General features: G+C 59.7%; 19 protein-coding genes and 1 pseudogene. 4 read left to right on the top strand and 16 right to left on the bottom strand.

The features are described from left to right. From coaE to secDF, 3 genes are all read right to left on the bottom strand, one after another. Positions 1-421, bottom strand: a 421-nt coding sequence (gene coaE, locus QZT71_RS09175; RefSeq protein WP_295915397.1) for a dephospho-CoA kinase, incomplete at its 3' end; no start/stop codon positions are given. A gap of 5 nt (positions 422-426) precedes the next feature. Next, positions 427-825, bottom strand: coding sequence for a hypothetical protein (locus QZT71_RS09170; RefSeq protein ID WP_295915395.1), 399 nt, complete (start codon positions 823-825; stop codon positions 427-429). A 91-nt stretch (positions 826-916) separates the two neighbouring features. Beyond that, positions 917-3,949, bottom strand: a complete 3,033-nt coding sequence (gene secDF / locus QZT71_RS09165; protein WP_295915392.1) for a protein translocase subunit SecDF — start codon at positions 3,947-3,949, stop codon at positions 917-919. Between the two features lie 148 nt (positions 3,950-4,097). Here secDF and QZT71_RS09160 point away from each other — a divergent pair, with 148 nt between their 5' ends. Further along, the gene (locus tag QZT71_RS09160; RefSeq protein ID WP_295915390.1) at positions 4,098-4,976 is read left to right on the top strand and encodes a DMT family transporter; all 879 of its coding nucleotides are present in this window, start codon (positions 4,098-4,100) and stop codon (positions 4,974-4,976) included. Between the two features lie 76 nt (positions 4,977-5,052). On the opposite strand, the gene QZT71_RS09155 is transcribed toward QZT71_RS09160, so the two are convergent. From QZT71_RS09155 to ruvA, 7 genes are all read right to left on the bottom strand, one after another. Further along, positions 5,053-5,817, bottom strand: a complete 765-nt coding sequence (locus QZT71_RS09155) for a TlpA disulfide reductase family protein (protein ID WP_295915389.1) — start codon at positions 5,815-5,817, stop codon at positions 5,053-5,055. Positions 5,818-6,502: 685 nt separating this feature from the next. After that, positions 6,503-8,425, bottom strand: a complete 1,923-nt coding sequence (dnaK, locus tag QZT71_RS09150) for a molecular chaperone DnaK (RefSeq protein WP_295915388.1) — start codon at positions 8,423-8,425, stop codon at positions 6,503-6,505. A gap of 728 nt (positions 8,426-9,153) precedes the next feature. Next, entirely contained in the window at positions 9,154-9,396 is a 243-nt protein-coding gene (locus QZT71_RS09145) for a DNA-binding protein (protein ID WP_295915386.1), read from the bottom strand. A 172-nt stretch (positions 9,397-9,568) separates the two neighbouring features. Beyond that, a complete protein-coding gene (locus QZT71_RS09140; RefSeq protein ID WP_295915385.1) occupies positions 9,569-11,152 on the bottom strand; it encodes a hypothetical protein in 1,584 nt (527 codons plus the stop codon). 16 nt (positions 11,153-11,168) lie between these two features. Then, entirely contained in the window at positions 11,169-11,774 is a 606-nt protein-coding gene (locus QZT71_RS09135; RefSeq protein ID WP_295915384.1) for an FKBP-type peptidyl-prolyl cis-trans isomerase, read from the bottom strand. 116 nt (positions 11,775-11,890) lie between these two features. Beyond that, positions 11,891-12,034, bottom strand: coding sequence for a hypothetical protein (locus QZT71_RS09130; protein WP_295915382.1), 144 nt, complete (start codon positions 12,032-12,034; stop codon positions 11,891-11,893). Positions 12,035-12,144: 110 nt separating this feature from the next. Then, positions 12,145-12,729 (bottom strand): Holliday junction branch migration protein RuvA, encoded by a 585-nt coding sequence (gene ruvA, locus QZT71_RS09125; RefSeq protein WP_295915380.1) that lies wholly within the window; start codon positions 12,727-12,729, stop codon positions 12,145-12,147. 98 nt (positions 12,730-12,827) lie between these two features. Between ruvA and QZT71_RS09120 the strand changes: the two genes are divergently transcribed. From QZT71_RS09120 to QZT71_RS09110, 3 genes are all read left to right on the top strand, one after another. Continuing rightward, entirely contained in the window at positions 12,828-13,409 is a 582-nt protein-coding gene (locus QZT71_RS09120; RefSeq protein ID WP_295915379.1) for an OmpH family outer membrane protein, read from the top strand. Positions 13,410-13,925: 516 nt separating this feature from the next. Continuing rightward, on the top strand, positions 13,926-14,726 hold the full coding sequence (gene cdaA / locus QZT71_RS09115) for a diadenylate cyclase CdaA (RefSeq protein WP_295915375.1): 801 nt from the start codon (positions 13,926-13,928) through the stop codon (positions 14,724-14,726). A gap of 463 nt (positions 14,727-15,189) precedes the next feature. After that, positions 15,190-15,717 (top strand): GNAT family N-acetyltransferase, encoded by a 528-nt coding sequence (locus QZT71_RS09110; protein WP_295915373.1) that lies wholly within the window; start codon positions 15,190-15,192, stop codon positions 15,715-15,717. Between the two features lie 196 nt (positions 15,718-15,913). Here QZT71_RS09110 and QZT71_RS09105 read toward each other — a convergent pair whose 3' ends face one another. From QZT71_RS09105 to QZT71_RS09080, 6 genes and pseudogenes are all read right to left on the bottom strand, one after another. Next, entirely contained in the window at positions 15,914-18,109 is a 2,196-nt protein-coding gene (locus tag QZT71_RS09105; RefSeq protein WP_295915393.1) for a glycoside hydrolase family 3 C-terminal domain-containing protein, read from the bottom strand. 887 nt (positions 18,110-18,996) lie between these two features. Further along, complete coding sequence (gene secG / locus QZT71_RS09100) at positions 18,997-19,362, bottom strand: preprotein translocase subunit SecG (protein WP_295915371.1); 366 nt, start codon at positions 19,360-19,362, stop codon at positions 18,997-18,999. 11 nt (positions 19,363-19,373) lie between these two features. Next, positions 19,374-19,862 (bottom strand): hypothetical protein, encoded by a 489-nt coding sequence (locus QZT71_RS09095; protein WP_295915369.1) that lies wholly within the window; start codon positions 19,860-19,862, stop codon positions 19,374-19,376. A 12-nt stretch (positions 19,863-19,874) separates the two neighbouring features. Continuing rightward, positions 19,875-20,384, bottom strand: a complete 510-nt coding sequence (locus QZT71_RS09090; RefSeq protein ID WP_295915368.1) for an LptE family protein — start codon at positions 20,382-20,384, stop codon at positions 19,875-19,877. Positions 20,385-20,445: 61 nt separating this feature from the next. Beyond that, a complete protein-coding gene (locus tag QZT71_RS09085) occupies positions 20,446-21,660 on the bottom strand; it encodes a sigma-54-dependent Fis family transcriptional regulator (RefSeq protein ID WP_295915366.1) in 1,215 nt (404 codons plus the stop codon). Next, positions 21,661-21,851 (bottom strand): annotated as a pseudogene (locus tag QZT71_RS09080) (hypothetical protein); the annotation flags it as partial. It abuts the gene before it with no gap.

Below are 21,851 nucleotides of genomic sequence, written 5' to 3'. Positions count from 1 at the left end.
GGCGGCAGGTGCGCTCGATGCGCAGCTCGCGCGGCGCGAGCACCGCGAGGGTTTTGTCGACGCTGCCTTCCAATCCGGCCTCGAACAGGATGGCGCTCTCGAGAATCACGTAACTCCCCTGCTGCCGTGCAGCCCAGGCATCGAAATCGCGCATGACGGCGGGATGCACCAGCGCATTGAGGTCGGCAAGCGCCTGCGGATCGCTGAAAACGATTGCGGCCAGATAGCCCCGGTCGAGCTCCCCGCCGCGGAACGTCTCCGCACCGAAACGGGCCGTCAGCCCGCAGCGCAGCGCAGCGTCCTCACGCATCAGGCGTTTGGCCGCGGCATCCGAGTCGTAAACCGCAATGCCCCGCTGCGCAAAAAGGCGGCAAACAGTGCTTTTGCCGCTGCCTATGCCGCCCGTAACTCCTACTTTCATCATGCTCATTCCTCCCTGTCGGGATAATTTATCTCGGGAACCGCGTCGATGGAGGTTATCTTGATGTCGCTGAATTTCTTCGAAATGGCGTTCTGGAGCGATTGCGGGTCGATGATGATTTTCCCCTCGTGCCCCTCTTCGCGCGAACGCTTGTACTTGAGCTCCGTGAGCGGGATACGCAGCGTCTTGTTCATATAGACCTGATACCCGAACAGGTTGGTACCCACGCCCTCGACCGTGCATGCCACGTCGAAGACCTGCCCGTCCACATCCACACGCACGGTCTGTCCCGTCGTGTAGGTATAGCTCAATTTCGCAATGTACCACAGGATGAACGACGCCACGAGCAGGGCCAGAAAAACCGGCGACACGTAGCGGTGCATCCATTTCAGCAAACTATCCATCGTGCGTTGAAGTTCCATGATGCAAAGGTAAAAATAAAATGGACTGCACCAACCGTGCAGTCCATTTTATTTAATCGGATATAGGCAGCAGCTACTCTTTGCCGAGTTTGCTGCGTTTGGTCATCAGGTCGTAGGCAATCGGCGTGGCGATGAAAATCGTAGCCGCCGTACCCACAATCACGCCGACCGTCAGCGCGAAGATGAAGCCGCGGATGGTTTCGCCGCCGAAGAAGAAGATGGCGAGCAGCGTCACGAGCGTCGTACCCGAGGTGTTGATCGTACGCGACAGCGTCGAATTGATGGCGTTGTTCACGTTCTCCATGAGATTGCGCTTGGGATAGAGGCCCAGGTACTCGCGGATACGGTCGAACACGACCACCGTGTCGTTGATGGCGTAACCGATAATCGTCAGGATTGCCGCGATGAACGCCTGGTTCACCTCGAGGTTGAAAGGCACGATGCCGTAGAGCATCGAGAAGAGGCCGATGATGAACAGGGCGTTGACCGCCAGTGCAATCGTGGCGCCCGAAGCCCACTGCCAGCGCTTGAAGCGGAACGTGATGTAGAGGCCGATGGCGATGAGCGAGAAGAGCACCGAGTAGATGGCGTTCCAGGTCATGTCCTTGGCAATCGAGGGGCCGATTTTGTCGGCCGTCAGGATACCGTTCTCATCGGTCTGCGTATTGCGGAACTGCTCGAAGGTGATGTCGTACGAGTAGAGCGGCTTGAGGGCATTGTAGATAATCTGCTCGACGTCGGCAGTAGCCTCGTCCGACGTGTCGTCGTAGCGGTACTGCGTCACGATGCGCATCTGGTTTTCGCGGCCGTACTGCTTCACCTCGGAGCTGATGGCCGAAGCGTCGGCGTCGGCGTGCTGCGAGAAAGCGTCCTCGACCCGCGAGCGCACCTCTTCGGCGGCAACGGGCTTGTCGAAGCGAACCACATAGGCGCGGCCGCCGGTGAACTCGGCGCCGAGGTTCAGGCCGCGGGCGAAGAACGAGATGCACGACAGCAGAATCAGCACGCCGGCGACGATGTAGCCCACCTTGCGCACGCGGATGAAATCGAAATGCGTATTGTTCAGGAAGTTCTCCGACCACTTGCGCGAGAAGGAGATATGGCCCCACCGGGCGACGATCCACTCGATCAGCAGACGGGTGATGAACACGGCGCTGAAGAACGAAGTGATGATACCGATGATAAGCGTCGTGGCGAAGCCCTGTACCGGACCGTTACCGAAGATGAAGAGCACGATACCCGTGATGATGGTCGTGAGGTTACCGTCGATGATGGCCGAATAGGCTTTCGAGAAACCGTCCTTGATAGCCAGCGAAAGGCCTTTGCCGCCGCGCAGCTCCTCCTTGATACGCTCGTAGATGATGACGTTGGCGTCGACGGCCATACCCATCGTCAGCACGATACCGGCGATACCGGGCAGCGTCAGCACGGCGCCGAACGACACCAGGACGCCCATCAGCAGGAACACGTTGGTCAGCAGCGCGATGTCGGACATCCAGCCTGCGGTCTTGTAGAACAGGCCCATGTAGAGCAGCACGAGGATAAAGGCAATCACGAACGAGAGCATACCCGCATTGATCGACTCCTGGCCCAGCGAGGGACCCACGACGGTATCCTGGATAATCTTGGCCGGCGCGGGAACCTTACCCGAGTTGAGCACGTTGGCGAGGTCCTTGGCCTCCTGGATGGTGAAGTCGCCCGTAATCTGCGACGAGCCCTTGTCGATTTTGGTGTTGACGCGGGGTGCGGAGTATACATAGCCGTCGAGGACGATGGCGATGCACTTGCCGATGTTCTCGCCCGTCAGACGCGCCCATTCCTGCGTACCCTCGCCGTTCATGGTCATCGAAACCTCGGCCGTGGCGCCGCGCTGTGCATACTGCTCGGTGGCGCTCGTCACGACGGAGCCGTCCAGCGGCGCCTTGCCGTCGGGCGTGGAAACCTTGATGGCGTAGAGGTAATAGCGGCCGTCGATTTTGTCGTCGCCCTTGACACCCCACTTGAATTCGATGTCGGCGGGGAAGAGCTCGCGCACGGCGGGATTTGCCAGGTATTCGTTGACGGCAGCCATGTCGGCCTTATACGCGGCACCGAGGGCGGCACCGCCCGCATAGTTCGGGTCGAGCACGGCCAGCAGCGGGTTCTGGGCACGGTCGTAGCGGCCGGCGTTTACCTGCTCGGCGGCAGCGGTCGAATCGGCCCCGATTTCGGCAATCAGCCCCTCGGCCTCGCCGGAAGCGCTCTGCTCCGTCACGACTGCGGCCTCGACCGAAGCGGTTTCCTGCTGCGCTGCAGCGGGAGCCTCGCTCAACTCGGCCTTGATGAACTTATCGGCGGCGACCAGTGCGGGAAGCACCTCGCGGGCGTCGTAAGTCAGCCAGAACTCGAGCGAAGCGGTACCCTGCAACAGGTCGCGCACGCGCTGCGGCTCCTTCACGCCCGGCAGCTCGACCAGAATGCGGTGCGAGTTGGGCAGGCGCATGATGTTGGGCTGCGTAACGCCGAAGTGGTCGATACGGCTGCGCAGCACGTTGAACGACGCGGCGATGGCGGCGTCGGTCTCTTTCTTGAGAATCTTTTCGACATCGGCGTCGGAACTCTCGAGCGTAATGTCCTTACGGTCGGGGCTTACGAAAATCGCAGCCAGCGAACCGCCGTTCGACAGGCGCTGGTAGGCCTTTACGAAATCGGAGATATAGTCTTTCGAGGTGCCCTCCTTCAAAGCCGCGTTGGCCTCGGCAATCGCCTCGACGAACGCGGGGTCGCGCTGGCTGTCGCCGGCCAGTGCCTTGACGACGTCCTCAACCTGCACCTCCAGCATGACGTTCATACCGCCCTTGAGGTCGAGGCCCAGGTTCAGCTCCTTCTCCTTACACTCCTTGTAAGTGAACTTCTTGAACCCGAGGTTGTAGACCGGGAGGTTCTGAACCGAATCGAGGTAATGCTGTTCGGCCTCGGCCTGCTGCTCGAGCCCGCCGGGGAACTGTGCGGCGTACTCGGCCGCCTTTTTCTCTACATTGCGCGTCTTGAACGTGAATGAGAGCTGGTAAACACACGCAAGTGCCAAAAGGACCGCGAGTAATTTAATAGCACCTTTACTTTGCATTTTGAGTTAAAAAGTTTTGTTATTATTTGTTGTAATTATCTTCATTACGCATAATAGCACGCAAAGATAGGAAAAAAGAATTGAAAATCGGAAATTAGGCACCAAGATTTACGCCCGGACGGCAAAAAAAACGTATTTTTGGAGCCGTATGATAAAATATACCGAATACAGGTATCATATCGCGGCGCTGTTCACCGTGGCGGTGTGGGGCGCGACGTTCGTTTCGACCAAAGTGCTTATCGCCAACTCGCTGACTCCGGCGGAGATATTCCTGCTGCGTTTCGCTATCGCCTACGCCTGCATCTGGCCCGTGTCGCGGGGACGGCTTTGGGCCGCGGGATGGCGGGACGAGCTGACGCTGGCCGCAGCGGGCGTGACGGGAGGATCGCTCTATTTCCTGACCGAAAACATGGCGCTGGAATTCGCCCCGGCCTCGAACGTGTCGCTGATTGTCTGCACGGCGCCCGTATGGACTGCCCTGCTGTTGAGCCTCGCGTACCGCAGCGAGCGGATGACGCGGCGACAGGTCGCAGGCTCGGCGCTGGCATTCGCAGGCATGGTGCTCGTCGTGCTCAACGGCCGCTTCGTACTGCACCTCTCGCCCCGAGGCGATCTGCTGGCGCTGTCGGCGGCGCTACTGTGGATGGTCTACTCGCTCGTCATCAAGCGAGTCGGGGGCCGCTACCCCGCCATCTTCATCACCCGCAAGGTCTTTTTCTACGGACTGCTGACCATCCTGCCGGTATTTCTGTTCCAGCCGTTTTCGGTCGATGCCGGGGTGCTTGCGCGCCCTGCCGTGTGGGGCAACCTGCTGTTTCTGGGCATCATCGCCTCGATGCTGTGCTACATCCTGTGGAACGCCGCAATGCACCGCCTCGGGGCCGTGCGCACGACCAACTACATCTACATCAACCCGCTGGTGACCATCCTGACGGCGGCGCTCTGCATCGGCGAGCGAATCACCGCCGCCGCGCTGGCCGGGGCCGCGCTGATTCTCTACGGCATGTGGCGCGCGGAACGGGGATAGGCCCGGGACAACCTGACAAGGACTATTTCCGGCAACAAACCGTATAACCCGAATCGGAAATCCGCATAAACAACCGTCAGTAGGCCGCAAGCAGCTCCGCAATCCGCATTTCGAGGTTCTCCCCGCGCAGGTTCATCGCGATAATCCGCCGCTGTGCGTCCAGCAGGAAATTTGTCGGGATGCCGTCGACCGGCAAATAGTTCAGCAGCGAGTCCGCCGCCGGGTTTTTCAGCCCCATCCGCAGATGGTGCAGCATCCGGCTCGAATCGCGTGCGATGGCACCGCGCCACGCCTCGGAATCCGTGTCCAGCGAAACGGCGCACACGTCGAGTTCGTCCCCGAACCTTTCCGCAATCCGCTTCAGGCCGGGCACCTCGCGACGGCACGGCTTGCACCACGAGGCCCAGAAATCGACCAGCACGAACCGTTTTCCGGAAAACCGCACGATGCTCCTGCGGACACCGGCCGTGTCGGGCAGCTCCGCATCCGGGAAAGCCGACCCGATATACAGTTCGTCGGTCTGCTTCGTCCGCCAGTCGGCAAGGATACGCCCGTACCGTTCCCGGGTCTTTTTCGTCGACGGGACCGCAGAGGGCGTTTTCAGTCTCTCCGGATAGCGCCGGAGCGCTTCGGATTCCGGGAACCGGGTTCTCACCCGGGCAATCAGGGAATCCGTAATTTGCTCCGGTGCCCGGCTCCTGATTATGCCCAATAGGGTCAAAACATTTTCGGATGAGGGTGTCGTACGGATTTCATCGAGGAAAATCCCGTACGAAAGCCGTTTCCCGTAGTAAACGATGCTGTCCCGTTCGGCAGCCGTACGATGCAGGGAATCGACCATAAGCAGCCGGGCCAGATTTTCCGATGCAATTTTCTGGGCATTCAGACTTCGGTGCAAGTTATCATTGGCTTCTGAACCGACCGTGTTTGCCAGCACCCTTTCATACCGTGTGATCGGGGCCTCGACACGGACGGAATCGCCGGGCATGGCGTAGAAAAACAATTCGATAGGGCCGCGGGCGGCAAAAGTGAACCAATAACGGTATTCCGATTCATTCCTTTCGTAAAACGCCCTGTTTTCTTCCGGCAGGGCTTCGGTATCAAACCGGAAATCGACAGAACGGACATCGTCTTTGAGGAAACACGAGTCGACCAACGTAAGGTCGTTCCCGACCATGCAATACAGATACGCCCACTGGTTCCGGTATTGGGGATAAGCCTCCGGCAAGTCCAGGCGGATAAAAACAGGCCCCCGGCCGGGAAGCTGGGCACGGCAGACTATGCCGGCAAGGAGCAGCAGGGTGAGAACGGCAGGTATGGCACGACGGCTCATATACGCAAGGAGTTGGCGGGTATTCCAAAGATAGCGATAAAAACCGGAAAACCGGCGGACACGCGACAAAAAAGCACCCCGGAAACCGGCAGGTGCCCCCCCAAAAAAAAGATGCGGCCCGCCATACGACGGGCCGCATCCGCGGATAGTATATGTAAGCCCTTCGGCTGTAGTACCCTGCCACACCGGGATATTACTTCACCTCCTCGAACTCTACGTCCTCGGGCTGCGAGCTGTCGCCGGCATCGTTCGACGCGCCGCCTGCATGGGCCTGCGACTGTCCGGCATCGGCTCCGGGCTGTGCGCCCTGCGCCTGCTGCTGTGCGTAAATGTCCTGCGATGCAGCCTGCCATGCGGCGTTCAGTTCGGCGATGGCCGTGTCGATAGCCGCCACGTCGGCGTTCTTGTGCGCCTCTTTGAGTTTGGCCAGCGCCCCCTCGATAGCCGACTTCTTGTCGGCCGGAAGCTTGTCGCCGTACTCCTTGAGCTGCTTCTCCGTTGCGAAGATGTTCGAGTCGGCCGCGTTGATCTTGTCGATACGCTCCTTCTCCTCCTTGTCCTTGGCCTCGTTGGCCTTGGCCTCGTCGCGCATACGCTGAATCTCCTGCTCGGTAAGGCCTGACGAAGCCTCGATGCGGATTTTCTGCTCCTTGCCCGTGCCCTTGTCCTTGGCCGACACGTTCAGGATACCGTTGGCGTCGATGTCGAACGTCACTTCAATCTGCGGCACACCGCGCGGAGCGGCGGGAATGCCGTCCAGGTGGAAGCGGCCGATCGACTTGTTGTCGCGGGCCAGCGGACGCTCGCCCTGCACGACGTTGATCTCCACCGAAGGCTGGTTGTCGGCAGCCGTCGAGAAGGTCTCCGACTTGCGGGTCGGAATCGTGGTGTTGGCGTCGATGAGCTTGGTCATCACGCCGCCGAGGGTTTCGATACCCAGCGACAGCGGCGTAACGTCGAGCAGGAGGACGTCTTTCACCTCGCCCGTGAGCACACCGCCCTGAATTGCGGCGCCTACGGCAACCACTTCGTCGGGGTTCACGCTCTTGTTGGGCGTGCGGCCGAAGAACTCCTCGACAATCTTCTGGATTGCGGGAATACGGGTCGAACCGCCCACGAGAATCACCTCGTCGATTTGCGACGCCTCGAGGCCCGCATCGCGCAGCGCCAGTTTACAAGGCTCGATGGTCCTGCGGATCAGGTGGTCGCACAACTGCTCGAACTTGGCGCGCGTGAGCGACATCACCAGGTGCTGCGGAATGCCGTTGACAGGCATGATATACGGAAGGTTAATCTCCGTCGAAGTCGAGGACGACAGTTCGATTTTCGCCTTCTCGGCAGCCTCTTTCAGACGCTGCAGGGCCATCGGATCCTGACGCAAATCGATCTGGTGCTCGGCCTTGAACGCCTCGGCCATGTAGTCGATGAGCACGTGGTCGAAGTCGTCGCCGCCGAGGTGGGTGTCGCCGTTGGTCGATTTCACTTCGAAAACGCCGTCGCCCAGTTCGAGAATCGAAATATCGAACGTACCGCCGCCGAGGTCGTACACGGCGATCTTCATGTCGTTGTTCTTCTTGTCCATACCGTAGGCCAGTGCGGCTGCGGTCGGCTCGTTGATGATACGGCGCACTTTCAGGCCGGCGATTTCGCCCGCCTCTTTCGTTGCCTGGCGCTGCGAGTCGGAGAAGTAGGCGGGAACCGTGATGACGGCTTCCGTCACCTCCTGCCCGAGGTAGTCCTCGGCCGTCTTCTTCATCTTCTGGAGAATGATGGCCGAAATTTCCTGCGGCGTGTACTGGCGGCCGTCGATGTCGACGCGCGGGGTGTTGTTATCGCCCTTGACGATTTGATACGGGGCGCGGTCGATGTCGGCCTTGACCTGATCGTAACGCTCACCCATGAAGCGCTTGATCGAGAAAACCGTACGCTTGGGGTTGGTGATGGCCTGACGCTTCGCCGGGTCGCCCACTTTCCGCTCGCCGTCCGCCGTGAAAGCCACGACCGACGGGGTCGTGCGGTGTCCCTCGGAGTTGGGAATAACCACGGGCTCGTTGCCCTCCATCACTGCTACGCAGGAGTTCGTAGTACCTAAATCAATACCAATAATCTTTGCCATAATCGTATATAAGTTTAATTGTTTATTATTTGCTTCGTGCTTATCTGCCTTGTGCCGTGCCCGCCTTCGTCCGGCTGCCGGTCACGCCCGTAATTTGAACAAAGGTTGTACCAAACGGCAATCCCTGCCAAATTGTCAGCATAATGGCAGGCGGAATCCCGGATAACGGGCTTGGCAGGCCCGGCAAAGGTGTTATTTTGGCAGAAACGCCGCACGACCACGGAGGCGCCGGCCACCGGAACGTGCCGTGACTGTCCTGCCGCACGGCGCAAATTCGGAGTTAGGGGACGGATGCCGCACCAAAACCCGCGCCCGGAACGGATATGCCCGAAACGGGGTTATCCGGAAATAAGTGTCCGGAAGCGTGTGTTCGAAAGGATGCCCCGGAACGAGGACGGCCTAAACGGAGGTGTCCGGCCTGTTACCACCCTGCGCCGCCCGGCCGGCTCCCCGACACAGCACCGTCCGACCTCCGAAAACGGAGCGAAAAGCGCCGCCCGGCAACAATCCCGGAACGGAAAAGTTCTCTGCATTCCGCCTGCAACAGCGAACGTCCGCGGCACCTGCAGCCCGGAACGGACGGTGCAGAAAAAGCGGCACCTTCGCCTCCGTCCTGCAAGAGGCCGCGCCGGCCCCCCCTGCCGCCCGGAACCGCCTGACACAAAAAAAGCAGGCCTGCGGAAACGCAGACCTGACGACACGGCCCGAAAGCCGCATATGACAAGTAATTATTTTTGCTCGCCCAGGATACGCATTGCAACATCGAGGATCGTCGTATCGTCCAGCGTAACAACGCCGCCGTCCGGTCCCGGTTCGAAGTGAACACCTACGCATTCCCGCGATTCGTGTTTGCCCCCGAAATAGTTGCGGACGGTATCTACGTCGATTCCTAACTCATCTGCAATGCGTTGCGAGCTGCCACTGGGCAGCCTGTCCTTGATGCGGCGCAACTCGTTAAATGTGATAATCATATCCGTTGAATTTTAAGTTGAAGTTCTGCATCACTAAATTAATACAATTTTACGGAACTGCAAAATTTCTGCCTTAAAAAATGAAATAAAAACGCAACGCGAACGAAACCGAAAAAAAAGCCGTCCTTATCCGATGGAAAGGACGGCTTTTCGTATCCGGAAGCCGGGAAAATTACTCTTTCGGCTCGATGTACAACTGGAAAATAAGCGGGGCGAACGGGGGAATTTCGGTGCTGATGGTGGTAACGGTCGAGCCCGTATCCGAGCTATCGTATCCGTACCCGTAATCGCTGCCGTACATACCGCCGTAATAGCCGCCGTACCCGCCGTAATAGCCGCCGTAGTAACCGCCGTAATAACCGCCGCTGCCGTAATAGCTGTTGGCGTAATTCAGGTAGTTGATATAATCGAGGTAACTCTGCGAATACCCGCTCGACGAAGAGGACGAGGAACTCGACGTGCCGCTCTTGCCCGACGACCCGTAGGCGTTGGTCGAGGTGGTGATCAGCTCCGCCCACTGGCCGTACTTGAGGTTGGGAATGGTGTAGTAGAACGCCTGAATCATACCGCCGCTTTCGGGCGTATAAGAAAGTGCCGTACCCGCAGTCTTGACCTCGCCGTAGATGATTTCCTTGACCTCGTCGATGTTCGTATCGAAGATGAAGCCGTCCAAGAAGCGGCCGATATACCAGATTTTGGCCGTCCCGTCGAGTTTCACCGAGTCGGCCTCGAGCGCCTTGACGCCGACATACTCCTCGGCATCGTCGCCCTCGTGGAAACGCTTTTTCAGCGCCTCGGCGATCTGCCTATCGATTTCCGTCACGGAACCGGGATTCACATAAGGTTCGTATCCGACATGATAGGGAGCCTCGAATTTCAACAGGTCTTCGGCATTGGCCGGATTGTAGCGCACGTTGACGTAGACCTGCGGAACCGAGTCGCAGGCGCTGACCCAGCGCTTGGAGGTTTCGTTGTAGGGATGCTCGGGGTCTTCAAGGTCTTCGGGTTTCTGTACCGCCTCCGTATCGTTGTCGTCCTCGGCCTTGCTGTATACCTGCAGTCCGCCGTTGTTCTCGCAGAATTCGTCGACATTCGTGCCTTCGCGCTCGACCGGGTTGCTGACCGTATCGCATATCTCCATCGTGACGATGAACGGGCGTTTGGCACTCAACGAATACCCCGTCTGCCCCTCGTAACCGCCGGTGCCCTCGACACCGTTGCCGACCACCGACGACGGCATGTAAAGCCTGATTTTCGAACCGTAACGCAATTTCACCTCGGGAACGGTGATGCCCAGGCGCTCTTTGTTGGCGGTAAAGTAGTCGTCGCCGAGCGTCAGCGTGTTGCGCATCGCCAGCCAGGTACCCTCCATCAGCCCCGTATTCTCCGTACCGCAGTAGCGGTAAAACGGCACATAGTGGGTGTATTTGGAGAACGACCCCGCCAGTTTGGCGTCGCCCGCCTGGCGCGTGAGGATGATATTACCGCTCAAATCGCGGCCCGAGAAGTCGAACGACACCCAGATCGCCTTGTCGCCCAGCGGTGCGGCGTCCGGATGGCCGGCGTCGAGAATATCGACATAGTAATCGCCGACAGCCTGCTTGTTATCGACCAAATCGCTGCGATGCTGCGTCATCCACGCCTCGAGCGCCTGATTTTCGATTTCGGGATACGATTCCGTTTCGTCTTTCGCACAGGAGGACAGCACCAGAAGGCCGGCGACCGGCACGCATAAAAAACGAGAGATAAATTTCATATATTCGGTTTGTATTTTACTCAACACTGTTTACCGTAAAAAACCAGGCCACGGGACTCTCTTTCGGGATTATGCCGAAATGATCGTCGCCATACGCCATGTTATAAGTCATATACGCCTCAACGGTGTCGCCCTCGCGACAACCAAGTAACGCATCGGAAAGCCCTTTTAGTATGCCGGGATGTTTCATATCGATTGTCAGCGGTTCGAACGACCACCACTCGGTATTGAGGCCTGCCTGCTCGAAAGCGGCTTTCAGCACCGGGTCGTTCGTATAATAGGGCATCGTCATGGTCGAACCCGTCGTTACGATGTTCGCATAGTTAAAGACATAGGCCCGGAAGGTAATGGTGACCGTCGATGCGCCCGTCACCTCCGTCCAGTTCACGCGGTCGGGGTTGTAGAGATCCTGGATATAACGGTAGACCGCATCGCCCGAAACCGTATAATAGGGCTGGTTGCTCCCCTCCTCCACATCGGCCTCGGCCACGAGGTTGGGCGTATGCGTCCCCTTGAGGTAAGAAACAATCTTATCCTTTTGTGCGGGCAGGATATCCTCGTCTTCGGAACATCCGGCAGCCAGCACGAGGGGCGCGAGTATGAGGGCGAACAGTCTTTTCATCGTCGTATAATCGTGCAAATTTACAAAAACAATCCGATTTTAAAGCATGAAACGGAAAAAAACGCCCGGTTAGCATACCGGGCACAAAAAAAAGACGGCCGAAGCCGCCTGTAACCTTACCGGTAATAATCCTTTCGGGGATTTTTCAACCGTTGTATACGCCGTTGTTTCAGCACATAGGCCAGAATCGCAACTACGACGGCCGCAGCGAAAACACCGAACAGGATAATAATAAAACCAATTGGGAGCGCCTCTTCCATTTGTTACACATTTAACAGGAAATAATTTGCCGCAAATGTATAGCAAATAATCCACCAAACCAAACCTGAGGTGGAGGTATTTTTCGTTTTTGTTGACAAAAAAGGCTTTTTCACAGGCATTTTAAGGCCATTCGCACCAAATCCTCGACCGAGGCGGCGGGATTTTCACGCACAATGCCGCGCAGCGCCTTCTCGGCCGCGGCCTTCGCAAATCCCAGCATGATTAGCGCGGCGAGCGCCTCGTCTATCGATTCGCCACTGGCAGAGGATATTGCAGCCGCCTCGCCCTCGACCAGCCCCGTGAGTTTGCCGCTCAGCTCGACAATGATTTTCTGGGCCGTTTTCAACCCCAGCCCCTTGACGTTCTTGAGCAGCACGGCATTCCCCGAGGTGATGATCCCCTGCAACTCGCGCGGCGAGTAGGTCGAGAGAATCATGCGGGCCGTATTGCCTCCCACGCCCGAAACGCTGATCAGGTGTCGGAACAATTCGCGTTCGACGCGGGTGGCGAAACCGTAGAGAATCTGGGCGTCCTCGCGCACGACGTAGTGCACGTACAAACGGGCGTTTTCGACATGCTCGATGGCCGAAAAAGTTTCGAGTGAGATATGGAGGTAATAGCCGACCCCGCCGGCATCGATAACTGCATATGCGGGAGCCACTTCGGCCACCGATCCGCTGATGTATTCGTACATGGAATCAAAATTTACAAGGCGTGGGGCAAAAATAAAGATTTTTTTTTACCTTTGTGATTCAAAAGCGGAATAATTAACTAAAACCGATAAAAAACGACATGAAAAAAATGCTTTTTACGGCGCTCGTTGCGGCTTGCGCCATGACGGCCTGCGGCACGAAAACCACCGAAACGGCCGTTGCCGGGGAGGCAGCCCGCGAAGTCGGCTCGAGCGACATTGCCTATGTGCAGGTTGAAGCCGTACTGGCACAGTGCGACCTTTTCCTGAACGAAGGCGCAGCACTGCAGGAAAAGACCCAGAAGGCACAGAAGAGCTGGGCCCAGAAAGAAAAGAACCTGCAGGCCGAAGCAGCGCAGCTGCAGGAGAAATACCAGAAAGGACTGATTACGACCAACGATGCCCAGGCACAGCAGCAGAGCATCGAGCGGCGCGTGGCTTCCTACCAGAACTCGGCGCAGAAAGAGGCACAGGCGCTCGACGAAGAGAACTACGTCTTCACCAACCGCGCACAGGATTTGCTGCACCGCGCCGTGCAGGACATCAACGCCGACAAGAAATATAAACTCATTATCAACGCCACGGCCCTGATCGACGCCGATTCGACGCTCAACATCACGCCCGCCGTACTGGCCAAGGTCAACGAGTTGTACGCCGCCGATAAAAAGGAGGCCAAGAAATAAGGAATCGTTCGCATTCCGCATGCACAGGCCGCCCCGGAATCCGGGGCGGCTTTGTTTATCCGCCTTTGGGAAAGCCTGCGGGCAGATGCAACTGCGCGAACTGCCCCCGGAACAACATCAGGGAAAGGCATCCGAAATCAACACACGGAAACGGCATACGGAACAACCTGCGGAACGACATCCGGCACTTCGTCCGCAAACGCTATCCGGCACCTCGGGAACGGCATGGGAAGGCGGCATCCGGAGCGGCAAATATAAGCGGCACCCGGAACGCCGCGGGACGCGCCCACAGCGCCTTTGCCTTCCTCCGGCAGGCCGCACCGATGCCGTGCGAGCGGTTAATCGCATAGAAAGCGGCCGAACGCACCGCGGCGGCAACCGCCCCCGCAGCCGCAAAAACACCGGGAACGACCGCCGGACTGCCCCTCGGACGACATATTGACGCCAACCCCGCGGAAAGTCCGTATTTTTTTATACATTTGCAGGAAAACTAACAGCAACACACAACCAACAGCAATGGGTTTCGTTCCGTTCACATTCGTCGATTTCATAGACATCATCCTGGTCGCCATGATCATGTACTGGATTTACCGCATGACCAAGGGTACCAACGCGCCCTATATCCTCTCGGGCATCATCGCCATCTACCTGTTGTGGGTGGTCGTGCGGACGCTCAACATGGAGTTGCTGTCGACCATCCTCGGACAGTTGATTTCGGTGGGGGCCATCGCGCTGATCATCGTATTCCAGCCCGAACTGCGGCGCTTCCTGCAGATGATCGGAATGCGGCAGAAGCACTTCAACTTCATCACCCGCATCTTCTCGACGGGCGACGACACGGTGCAGACCAACGTCGTGCCGATAGTCACGGCCTGCCGCGAAATGTCGGAAACGAAAACCGGGGCGCTGATCGTCATCGGCCAGCAGAGCGATTTGCGGCTGATTGCCGAGGGCGGCATCGCGCTCGACGCCAAGGTTTCGACCCCGCTGATACGCAATATCTTCTTCAAAAACGCCCCGCTGCACGACGGCGCCGCCCTCATCGAGGGCGACCGCATCGTAGCCGCAAAGTGCATCCTGCCCGTGACGCAGAGCGACGTACCCAAATCCTACGGCACACGCCACCGCGCGGCAATCGGCATGAGCGAAATCTCGGACGCCATCATCGTGGTCGTATCGGAGGAAACGGGCGGCATCTCGATAGCGCAGGGCGGGGAGCTCCGCCGCGACATCGACCCCGTACGCCTGCAGCAGACCCTGCAACGCTACCTGACAATCAACACCCGCAAACGCTCGAAAAAAGAGGTGGCGGAGTAAACGGCCCGGCGGATTCGCCCCTCCCCGGCGCCCGGCGGACAAGCCGGCTGCCGTCCGCAAATCACGCCGCCCTGCCGGACGAACCGGCAGATAAACGGCCAAACGCCCCGGCCGGGAATCCCGCCCCGCAACAGCCGAAAGCACGGACAACAGCCAAGCCCGCCGACAGAACCTCTTCCCGACAAACGCCCACATCCCGGACAGGAACATGAATCTCCCGGCGGAGGCCGAAAACACGGCCGAAAACAAAAAACCGCAGGCAGTTGTTCCCGGCGGAAACGTAAAACCCGCGCTGAAATGCCGAAGCGCAGAGTTCCGGAATAAAAGACAAACACTACGTCAGGCAGGACGGGCGCGAAAGCAGCACCCCGGCCGCAATACGGAAAAGACCCACCCCGCAAGGGCGAAATACCCTTCCGCCGCCCGACGACAGTACAGTATTCACCCTATCAACCAATTGCTTATGATCTTTCCCGCACCGACACCACGCCTCGTACTGCGCGCATGGAGGGACACGGACCTCGGGGCATTTACGGCGATGAATGCCGATCCCCGCGTCATGGAGTATTTTCCGGCACCGCTGACGCCGGAACAATCCCTGGCATTCTTCGAACGCATCCGCGACGAATTCCAGACTGAAGCGTTCGGCCTGTATGCCGTCGAGCGCATCTCGGACGGGCTGCTGCTGGGATACACCGGACTGCACCGCGTGACTTTCGACGGCCTCTGCGGCCAAATCGAAATCGGCTGGCGGCTGCGCGCCGACGCCTGGGGCAACGGCTACGCCGCCGAAGCGGCGCGAAGCTGCCTTGCACTCGCCGGAAAACTCGGCATCGACGAGGTGATAGCGTTCACCACGGTGGGAAACCAGCGCTCGCAGCGCGTCATGCAGAAACTCGGCATGGATTGCGTCGGGCATTTCAACCACCCGGCCCTGCCCGAGGGAGATCCCCTGCGGCGGCACGTCCTGTACTGGATTGGAACGAAATAGCCCCTGACTGCCGCACAGGACAAACACGCCCGCAGCGCCTGTACCGATTCGAACGGCCGCCGCGGGAAATACCCGACAGGCTCCCGTCCGGGAACGCGAAACTGCCGGCAAACACAAACCTCATCCGGCCCCGCCCGGAAACACCAACCCCCGCCCTGCAACAGGACGGGGGTTTTCATATCGTATCGCGGGCCGGCTATTTGAGCGTAAACACGACGCGGCCCCGAATATCGTCGGACGCAGCCCCGACATAGGCCGTGAACTCGCCGGGTTCGACGACCCACGCACCTTTGGCATCGTCGTAATACCCGAGCATGTCGGGCGTAATGTCGAACGTCACGGTGCGGGTTTCCCCGGGTGCGAGGCGTACCTTTTCGAAGCCCTTGAGCTCTTTGACCGGACGCGGCAGCGACGACTCCTCATCGCCGATGTAAAGCTGCACCGCTTCGGCCCCCTCGCGGCTGCCCGTATTGGTCACGTCGACCCGGACGCGGAGTTTGCCCGAAGCCGTGAGCGACGTGCGGTCGCTTTCGACCCCGCCGTACGCGAACGTCGTGTAACTCAACCCGTGTCCGAATGCGAAGAGGGGCTTTATGTTCTCTTTCTCGGCCCAGCGGTATCCCACGAAGATGCCGTCGCGGTAGACCACCCGCTCGCCGTCGCCGGGATATTCACCCGCGGCGTGCGCGCCGCAGTCCTCCAGCCGCGCCGGGAATGTAAACGGCAGTTTGCCCGAGGGATTGACCGCACCGAAAACCACGTCGGCCAATGCATTTCCGGCCTCGGAACCGGAATACCAGGCCTGCAGGACGGCAGGCACGCGCTCCACCCACGGCATCGCCACGGCGTTGCCCGAAACGAGCACCACGGCAAGGTTGGAATTGGCCGCGGCAAGGGCTTCGATCACCTCGTCCTGTCCGTAGGGCAGCCCCAGCTGCAGGCGGTCGGCGCCCTCGCTGTCCTGGTGGTCGCTCTTGTTCAGCCCGCCGATGAAAATCACGGCGTCGGCCCTGCGCGCCGCAGCGACGGCATCATCAATCAGGGCCCGGGCGGAACGCTTTTCACTCAAATCCTGCCCCGTCACCACGCCGTTGTAGTCGCCCGTCACGTCGCCCACATAGCCGCGCTCGTAAATTACCCCGGCCCGGTCGCCCACCGCCGCGCGAATGCCTTCCAGGGGCGTGCATTCGTGTTTCACCTTGAGCGACGAGGAGCCTCCGCCGACGGTCATCATCTTCACGGCATTCTCGCCCACGACGGCAATGGTCTTCACTTTCGACAGGTCGACGGGCAGCACGCCGCCCTCGTTGCGGAGCAGCACCATTCCCTCGCCGGCGATACGCCGCGCAGCCGCATTGTGCTCGGGCGAGCAAAGCGAGCCGAACGGTTTGCGGCTGTTCATCGACGTGCGGAAAATCAGGCGCAACACGCGGGACGCCTTGTCGTCCAGCTCTTCGGTGCCGACCTCGCCCTTGCGCAGCAGTTCGAGGTAGGGCCGCGCCAGGTAATAGTTGTCGTAGGCATTGGTCGCACCCCAGTTCAGGCCGTCCGTCCACGTGCCGAACTCCATGTCCAGCCCGTTGAAGATCGCCTCACGGGTGTCGTGCACGCCGCCCCAGTCCGAGATTACCACGCCGTCGAACCCCCAGTTGCGTTTGAGGATGTCGTTCAGCAGGTAGCGGTTGTGGCAGCAATGCTCGCCCTTGTATTTGTTGTAGGCGCCCATGATGGCCCACGCGCCGCCCTGCTGCACCGCCGCCCTGAAAGCGGGCAGGTAGATTTCGTTCAGGGCACGGTCGTCGAGCACCACGTCCACCTTATGCCGCTGCACCTCCTGGTTGTTGACGGCGAAATGCTTCACGCAGGCCGCCACGCCGTTCTGCTGCACGCCCTGCACATAGGGCACGACCATGCGCGACGAGAGATACGGGTCTTCGCCCATGTACTCGAAGTTGCGGCCGTTCAACGGCGTGCGGTAGATGTTCACCCCGGGGCCGAGCAGCACGTCTTTGCCGCGGTAGCGGGCCTCCTCGCCGATGGAACGGCCGTAGAGCGCCGACATTTCGGGATTCCACGTGGCGGCGAGGCACGTCAGCGCCGGAAAGGCCGTGCACGAATCGTTCGTCCAGCCCGCCTGGTCCCATTCGTCCCACAACACTTCGGGGCGGATGCCGTGAGGGCCGTCGGTACACCACACTTCGGGAATGCCCAGGCGCGGAACGCCTGCCGAGGAGAATTTCGACTGCGCATGCAGCAGCGCCACTTTTTCTTCGAGCGTCATACGCGCGAGGGCATCCGCGACACGCTTCTCAAGCGGCTGCGACTCGTCGAGGTAGAGCGCGACATCGCCGGAACGCTGCGGAGCTCCGCCGCACGCAACGGCTGCGAGCATACACAGCACGGTGGCGAACTTTACATAAGGTTTGGATTTCATAAGGGAAAATGATTTAAAAATCAGCAACGGAAAGCAAAAAAGGTTTCTCACCGCAGACAACAAAGATAAAAATTATTCTCCAAAGCCACAAGGATAAAAATATTTCTTAATCCGCGAATCATTCGAAAGATTTTTTACCATCGCATTCCCGCAGGAGGCTTCCGCTGTTGGGTGCTGACCGTTTCGGGCCGTCACGACATCATGCAACTCGGTGCGGGCCAGATGGCAGCCAGCCGCCCAGCCTGGCGCTGCAACCCATGCCGCGGCACGGCGGTACGGAACCGGAGCGCCAAAATCCCCGGGCGAATCGTACCGCTGCCACCGGGCCGTTATAGGGCTGCCGTCATTGACACGCCCGGGACAACCCGTCCGCGGCACCGCCCCGCAGCACTGTCCAGCGCAAAAACAGCGGCACAACACCAACCCGCACGCAAAGCATCCGGAAGTACAACAGCGCCGGCACCTCACATCCCGCCGCGAAACTGCAACAGACCCGCAACCATAAACCGCCCTTGCGTCAAATCCCCCCGGCGCGACACGGACAGGCACCTTTCTGCGCACCCCGCCCCCGAACCGGAGCCATAACTGACTTTCCCTGCCCCTAACCACTCCCGGCAAGAAGCAGAATCGGTCGCAAAGGCGCAGGCACCGTCCCGCACACCCCGCCTCCGAACAGGAGGCCGCAACAAACGCCTCCCGCCCCGTTATCCCCCTGCACCTCCGAAACCGGCCCCGAAACGGATTTCCCATACCCGCCTGCGGGCACAAAAAAAAGACCGCGGAAAAAATCCACGGTCATTTTATCCGCCGGCCTTTCGGACGGCCCGCCCACAGGCGCCCGGCCCTTATTCGGCCTGCTCCTGCTCGGTCTGTCCGGCAGCGGGAATCTCGGCCTGCGGCATCGTAGCGGGTGCCTCGGCGTCGATAACGCGTTCCTGAAGCGCCTTGACGTCTTTCGAAATCTCGCTGTTGCTCGTGGCAACGCGGCCCCGGTCCATAGCCAGCGTAGCGGCCAGGCTCAACACGACGATCGCAATGGCCATCGTCCATGTGAATTTCTCAAGGAAGTCCGAAGTTTCGCGCACGCCCATCACCTGGTTCGACGCGCCGAAATTGGCGGCCATGCCGCTTTTGGGGTTCTGCACCAATACCGCAAGGATCACAAGCACGCTGGCAACGAGTATCAGGGCAATGCAAATCGTGTATAACATATCGTTGAATTTTAATTATTGTTTTCCAATTTGCCAATTAGCGTGGCAAAGTAAACACTTTTTTCGGGATTTAGCAAACTTAATTTACGATAAATCGCTATGGCCTTGTCACGAAGCCCCTGCGCGAGATAGATTTCCGCCAGTTCCTCGCTCACCACCTCGTCGTCGTCGTCCAGCTCGGCTTCGGTGCGCACCTCCTCCCCCCCGGGATCGTCCCCGGCGGCCACGATGCGCAGGTCTTCCTCCTGCAGGAAGCGGTCGATGATGTCGTCGGACGAAAGCCGGAGCACGGCGGCAGCATCGATCTGCGCCGCGCGCAGCGAACTCTGCGCCCGCCACGGGGCCGTCACCGCCAGCCGCGGGTCTTCCGCGCCGCTCACCACCTCGCGCACGATGCGGGCCAAATCGAACCATTCATAGCACGCAATCAATGCATCCAACTCCTCCACTGCGGGCTTCTTCCCGCCCGGCGATGCGATATATCGTTTCAGGTCAGCCATTTCCGCCGTCGTTTACCAGTTCGAAGCCGAAGCCTGGAAGATGTCCGTAACCAGCTTGTCGACGATTTGGGGAATCAGCTCGCCCTCGACCTCGGTCAGCAGCTTCGTCGAGTCGTAGTCCTCGTAGGCCGTAAAGGTGCGGTTGAACGACATCTTTTCGTCCAGGGCGTTGGTGAAGCGCACCTTGACCGTAATGGTCAGGCGGTTCAGCAGCGCGTAGTCGTCGCTCGACACCGACGCCGTGACCGACGTATAATTGGTAATCTCGCCCTCGAAAGCGAAGTCGCCCCCCTCCTCGACCTGCATCAGGCGCGTGCGGCGCGTGAACATGTCGACGAGCGCGTCGGTGAGCGTCGAACTCAAAATCGGCGCCACCATCGTCGCGTTGTTGGGGAAATAGGCCACGCTGAACGTCTTGGCATCGGGCGGGATGGAGGCTCCCGACAGCGAATATTTGATGGCCACGCCGCAGCCCGTAAGCAGGGCGGCACAGAGGGCCGCAATTGCGAGTTTTATCTTCATGCTACAAAAAATTCTATTTTCCGGGCGGCGCCGCCCGCCGTTTCCGGTGTGCGCCGCGGCCCTACTCCTCTTCGATGCCCAGCTCCTTGATTTTGCGGTAGAGCGTGCGCTCGGACATAAACAACTCGGCGGCGGCTTCGCGGCGGCGGCCGTTGTTGCGGCGCAGGGCGCGGACAATCTGCTCGCGCTGCATGTCGGCCTTGGTCATCTCGCGCGGCGGTTCGTCGGTCACCTCCTCGCTCTCGGCGAAGACCGGGACGGAACCGGCATACACGGGCGCCGAACTCTGGGCGGTGGTCGGCAGCAGGGCCTTGATGTCGTGCACGGGCTCCCCGCAGGGCGCCTGCACATTGTGCATCATTTCGGACATCATCCGCTTCAGGTCGTTGATGTCGGCCCGCATGTCGAAAAGCACCTTGTAGAGCAGTTCGCGCTCGGAAGACATCGTATCGTCGGCCTGCACGCCGCCCATCGGCGCAGGGGCTCCCCCTCCCTGGGGCGGCAGGTATCTGGCCAGCACGTCGGGCGTAATGAGGCGGGCCTGCTCGATGGCCGATATCTGTTCTGCAACGTTTTTAAGCTGGCGGATATTGCCCCGCCAGTAATAGCGCATCAGCATTTCGCGCGCCGCGGCGTCGAGCGTCACAACGGGCATGCGGTACTGCACGGCCACGTCGGCGGCGAATTTGCGGAACAGCAGCGGAATGTCCTGCGGCCGCTCGCGCAGCGCCGGGACGATGATCGGCACCGTGCTCAACCGGTAATAGAGATCCTCGCGGAAGCGGCCCGAAGCAATCGCCTGCTGCAGGTTCATGTTCGTGGCGGCGACGACGCGGACATCGGTTTTCTGCACCTTCGACGAGCCGACGCGGATGAACTCGCCCGTCTGCAGCACGCGCAGCAGGCGCGCCTGCGTCGGATGCGGGAGCTCGGCGACCTCGTCCAGGAAAATCGTTCCCCCGTCGGCCTCTTCGAAATAGCCCTTGCGGGCTTCGAGCGCCCCGGTGAACGAGCCTTTCTCGTGACCGAAGAGCTCCGAGTCGATCGTCCCCTCGGGAATTGCCGCGCAGTTGACGGCTATATATTTATTGTGTTTGCGCGCCGAATAGGCGTGTATGACCTGCGGGAAGAACTCCTTGCCCACGCCGCTCTCGCCCGTGACGAGTACCGTGAGGTCGGTCGGAGCCACGCGCACGGCGACCTCCAGCGCCCGGTCTAAAAGTTCCGAAGTGCCGATGATGCCGAAGCGCTGTTTGACTGTAGTGATATCCGTCATTTATTCCGTAATGGGTTGTTCGGGTTGTGCCGCCGCAGCGTCGGTCTGCGGGTTTGCGGGCTGTTCGATATACTGTTCGTCCTGTGCCTCCTCCTTGTCGCGCAGGTAACCGAATGCGATGGCGGCCACGGCGATGGCGGCGGCGATGACGGCTATCCAGATGAAACGGTCGGCACCGCGCCGCCGCGGCG

This window comes from uncultured Alistipes sp. (assembly GCF_902388705.1).
Taxonomy (GTDB): domain Bacteria; phylum Bacteroidota; class Bacteroidia; order Bacteroidales; family Rikenellaceae; genus Alistipes.
Note: the sequence above shows the minus strand (reverse complement) of the source record. Positions and strands in the feature narration are given on the sequence as shown.